Source organism: Candidatus Latescibacterota bacterium (assembly GCA_019038625.1).
GTDB lineage: Bacteria > Krumholzibacteriota > Krumholzibacteriia > Krumholzibacteriales > Krumholzibacteriaceae > JAGLYV01.
The window spans coordinates 1-4,687 of sequence record JAHOYU010000045.1 but is presented as its reverse complement, the minus strand read 5'-3'; the positions used below and the strand labels follow the sequence as shown (position 1 = coordinate 4,687).

The 4,687-nt window shown below is 50.8% G+C and carries 4 protein-coding genes; all 4 read left to right on the top strand.

What is annotated here, in order from left to right; translation table 11 throughout:
* On the top strand, nucleotides 1–134 hold a 134-nt coding region (locus KOO63_03130; protein ID MBU8920832.1), incomplete at its 5' end, for an acetate kinase.
* A 218-nt stretch (nucleotides 135–352) separates the two neighbouring features.
* The gene (locus KOO63_03125; protein ID MBU8920831.1) at nucleotides 353–661 is read left to right on the top strand and encodes a helix-turn-helix domain-containing protein; all 309 of its coding nucleotides are present in this window, start codon (nucleotides 353–355) and stop codon (nucleotides 659–661) included.
* Nucleotides 658–1,887 (top strand): type II toxin-antitoxin system HipA family toxin, encoded by a 1,230-nt coding sequence (locus KOO63_03120; protein ID MBU8920830.1) that lies wholly within the window; start codon nucleotides 658–660, stop codon nucleotides 1,885–1,887. The genes KOO63_03125 and KOO63_03120 overlap by 4 nt, the downstream gene beginning before the upstream one ends.
* 223 nt (nucleotides 1,888–2,110) lie before the next feature.
* On the top strand, nucleotides 2,111–4,480 hold the full coding sequence (locus tag KOO63_03115) for a T9SS type A sorting domain-containing protein (GenBank protein MBU8920829.1): 2,370 nt from the start codon (nucleotides 2,111–2,113) through the stop codon (nucleotides 4,478–4,480).
* The last annotated feature ends 207 nt before the right edge of the window (nucleotides 4,481–4,687 follow it).

The following is a 4,687-nucleotide window of genomic DNA, read 5'->3' as shown; positions in this document are numbered from 1 at the left end:
ATCCCTTCAAGAACGCCACCCGACACGATGAAGCCATCATCAGCAAAATGAGCTCACGAGTAAAAATCATGATCATCCCCACCGACGAGGAAGTGATGATCGCCCGGGACACCCTGGATCTAGTCCTTCAGTAAGCTTTCCTGCCTGGCCAAATTGTAGTTATCAACGCTCTCTAATTCTGTGCGTGCGTAAGCTTCCCCAAATTCCGAACAACTCAAAAGGAGAGCTTTAGGATTCAATGGGGACGGAATATTCCGTAGGCACAGAGAAAGCGCTCCCAAAGTTAACTTGAAAGAACTTCAACTAATGGTATAATGTCAGTAAACTCTAAATAAAGGCATTAGGAGATATCATGATGTTATTAAACACTCAGGCAAAAGCACAAAAAAAACTAGCCGAAAACACCCGCAGGCAGCGTTTGGAGATGGACCTTACCCAGGAAGGACTTGCCAAACGTTCGGGGGTGCCGTTACCAACGCTTCGCCAATTCGAACAAAAGCATTCCATTTCACTGGAGTCCTTTTTGAAGCTTCAGATGGTGCTTGGCGGTTTGGATGACATTCTCAAGGCGACAGAGGTTAATAAATCAGAATTCACCTCAATTGATGAAGTACTGGAAGCCGATAGCGCCCCCACTCGCAAACGAGGCAAACGCAAATGAGCCAGTTCCCACTTGTGAAGGAAATTAAAGTCGGTCTTAACTTTGGAATTGGTGTTACCCCTGTTGGGCGCTTTGCCATGCGGAACCGCACAATCTATTTTGAGTATGACAGTGCGTTTATTGACCATGGATTAGAAATTTCCCCTCTGCGCTTGCCCCTCGACTCAGGTGTTTCCAGTTTTGAAAATGACCTGTTTGAAGGTTTGCCCGGTGTTTTCAATGACAGTCTGCCAGATGGCTGGGGACGATTGTTGTTTGATCGCCTCGCTCGTTCACAGGGCATTGTTTCATCAGAAATCACACCCTTGGATCGCTTGGCAAATGTTGGCATGCATGGCATGGGGGCCCTGGTTTACGAACCTGATCATAGTTCCGATGAAACATATGAGGCCATTTGTCTCGATACTTTGGCAGAGCAAACACAAGAGGTATTGCACGGTACTTCTGAAGATGTCCTGCAAGAACTTCTGACTTTAAACGGATCATCTGCCGGTACACGCCCAAAAGCACTTGTCGGTATTGATCAGACCAGTGAGCACCTCATTCATGGTGCCAATGATTTGCCCGCTGAATACGCGCCGTGGCTTGTGAAATTTGCCAATAGCCAGGACGACTCTGATGCCGGTGCCGTCGAGTATGTTTATGCACAGATGGCCAAAGGGGCAGGCATTCAAATTCCTGATGTACATTTATTCCCGGCCCAAAAGGGCACCGGCTATTTTTCCATAAAGCGTTTTGATCGAGACGGTGATAAGCGATACCACATGCATACAGCCTGCGGATTGTTGCATTCTGATTTCCGCACCCCATCCCTCGATTACGAAGATTTGATAGCTCTTACAGGTGTTCTGACCCGTGACGTGCGTGAGGTCGAAAAAATGTATCGATTGGCCGTATTTAATGTGCTAGCCCATAACCGTGATGACCACGCCAAGAACTTTAGTTTTTTAATGGATGCGGATGGCCAGTGGAAGCTATCTCCGGCCTACGATTTAACCTTCTCGTCTGGCCCAGGTGGAGAACAAAGCACCATGGTCATGGGTGAAGGACGTGACCCGGGTTTGGATCATTTGACCAAACTGGGGTTGGAGGCCAATCTGAACCAATCCTCAATTGAGGCAATTATTGAACAAACAAGAAGTGCCCTTGCGGGTTGGAAAATGCTGGCCAAACAATACGGTGTCAGCAGGTCCGGGATTGAACTGATTGCAGGGAAAATATTGTAGCAACCCTCAATACCGCGGGATCGCCCCTGTCTCTCTCAAGTATTCCGTCTGCTGTGAATACCAACGACTCAGCAATGGGACTTTCAGTACAGACTACCCTTTACCGCCTATTCTTTACCGTTGAATCAGGGGGCCATTAATGATAAATGTCAATTTTGTAAAATCTGGAATTGCCGAACTGTTTTTCAAAACTTAGCCACAATTTGAAGAAATGAGGAGCATCATGAAACGAACTGGATCAATCCTGCATCTAGCCTGTTTGTGCTTTTTCCTCTTTGCCTCTGGAACCGCTCTCGCCCAGGCCCAAGGCCACATCGTGGGGTGGGGATCCGAGGTAATTGTAAAACAATCCGAGTTAGAGGATCTTGTGGAAATTGCCGGGTGCAGTGGCCACAGTTTGGGACTGAAACCCGATGGCTCGATCGTAGCTTGGGGTGAGAATTACTCTGGTCAGTGCAACCTCCCCGAACCGAATTCAGACTATGTGGCAATCGCGGTCGGCCGGACGCATAGCCTGGGTCTGAAAGCTGATGGTACGATTGTGGCTTGGGGAGCCAACGGCGCAGGCCAATGCGACGTCCCAGAACCGAATGTTGGTTTTGTGGCCATAGCCGCGGGAGGTATTCACAGCCTTGGCCTATTGTCAGATGGGTCAATCGTAACTTGGGGAGAGGATTATAGCGGCCACTTGAATGTCCCTGATCCGAACTCTGGTTTTGTGGCAATTGCCGGAGGCGCTTATCACAATCTTGGCCTGAAATCCGATAGAACAGTAGTGGCTTGGGGTTCCACCTACGATGGACAGTGTGATGTGCCGGCCCCCAATGCCGACTTCGTCGCGGTCGCAGCGGGCCCCGAGCACAGCCTGGGATTGAAATCCGATGGGTCGGTGGTAGCCTGGGGAAAAAATGATTTTGCTCAGTGCGATATTCCGGCTCCCAATGCCGACTTCAGTGCCATCGCCGGGACCAACGATAACAGTCTTGGGCTGAAGTCCGATGGGTCGATCGTGGCCTGGGGAGACAATACATTTGGTCAGCACGACATCCCTGAACCCAATTCAGATTTTATTTCAATATCAGGTGGGGATTATCACGGGCTGGGTTTGAAGGCCGACGGCTCCGTAGTGTTCTGGATCTCTCATGCGAGTTTAAATTGTAGGGAAAATACCCTGAATACTGACTTCGTGGCCATTGCTGCAAGTAGCGATCAAAGACTAGGTCTTAAATCCTCCGGCTCGATCGTAGCCTGGGGCACAAACACCTACGGCGTGGACGATGTTCCTGAACCGAACACTGATTTCGTGGACGTTGCCGTGGGCTATTGGCACAATCTCGGTCTAAAATCCGATGGCTTCATCGTGGCCTGGGGCAGAAACGACGAACACCAGTGCGACGTCCCTGTTCCGAATGCGGATTTCGTGGCAGTAGCCGGAGGTGTAAATTTCAGCCTGGGCTTACAATCCGATGGGTCGATTGTGGTTTGGGGAGCGGACTACCTGGGCATTGGCAGTGTGCCCGAACCGAACACCGATTTCGTGGCGATTGCCGCAGACAGTCGTCACATATTGGGTCTGAAGTCCAACGGAACGATCGTTGCCTGGGGACGAGACTCCTTTGGAATCTGCGACGTACCCGAACCAAACACGGACTTTGTGGCAATCGCGGCGGGCAAGCATCACAGCTTGGGTCTGAAATCCGACGGGTCGATTGTGGCCTGGGGACTCGATAATGCCGGCGTCCTGGAAGTACCTGAACCAAACACGGACTTTGTGGTAATCGCGGCGGGTGGTTGGAACAATCTGGGCTTAAAATCCGACGGGTCGATTGCAGGTTGGGGGGCAAACAACAACGGTCAGTGCGATGTCCCGGAACCAAGTGCCGACTTTGTCGCGATTGCGGCCGGTGATTATTTCGGCTTGGGCCTGAAAAACAATTCTTCGACCATTGTGAATTGTACCATTGATGTGAAGCCCGATAGCGATACGAATGCGATCAACTGCGGGGCAGGAGGAGTTGTTCCGGTAGCAGTCCTGAGCACAGCTGAATTCGATGCGACAACCCTGGACCATACAACGGTCCGTTTTGGTCCCGATGGAGCTCTGGAGTCTCATTCAAACAACAGCGGCTTGGTTCGGCACGAAACGGATATCGATGACGACGGCGACCTCGATTTGATGTTCCACTTCCGCCTGGCCGACACAGGCATCCACTGTGGCGACACCGAGGCCACACTGACGGGCGAGACCTTCGATGGGGAACTGGTCATGGGGACGGACGTGATTCGAACCGTGCCCAAAGGTGGCATTGATCCAGCGAGTGACCGAGTTGTGAAGATTTCCCCTAACCCGTTCAATCCCATGGCGTTGGTCTCGTTCAAGCTTGATCAACCACAACAAGTCCATGTGTCCGTATTCGACATACGTGGCCGCCGGGTGGCCGATGTTTCAGAGCAACACTATGAACCAGGTGAGCACGTTGTGATCTGGAAAGGTCAGGATTCCACCGGCCGCTCGGTTCCTTCGGGTGAATACTTTTTCCGGGTGGAAATGGGAGACCGGGTGGAGACCCAGAAGGCGTTGTTGTTGAGGTAGTGAGAGGAAAAAATAAATATTACCGAGGTTGCCAGATTGGTTGTCTGACAAAGTGAATCCAATTTAAAGGGGAAATGGAGAATATCATGAAACGAACTGGATCCAATCTTCTTCTGGTGTGTTTGTGCTCTTTCATCTTTGCCGCTGGAACCGCTTTTTCTCAACCCCAAGGCCACATCGTGGGATGGGGAGGCGAAGTCATTGTTG

Excerpts from the sequence above, each read along its gene's own strand:
- KOO63_03125 (MBU8920831.1), top strand. The coding sequence starts at position 353 with ATGATGTTATTAAACACTCAGGCAAAAGCACAAAAAAAACTAGCCGAA.
- KOO63_03120 (MBU8920830.1), top strand. The coding sequence starts at position 658 with ATGAGCCAGTTCCCACTTGTGAAGGAAATTAAAGTCGGTCTTAACTTT.
- KOO63_03115 (MBU8920829.1), top strand. The coding sequence starts at position 2,111 with ATGAAACGAACTGGATCAATCCTGCATCTAGCCTGTTTGTGCTTTTTC.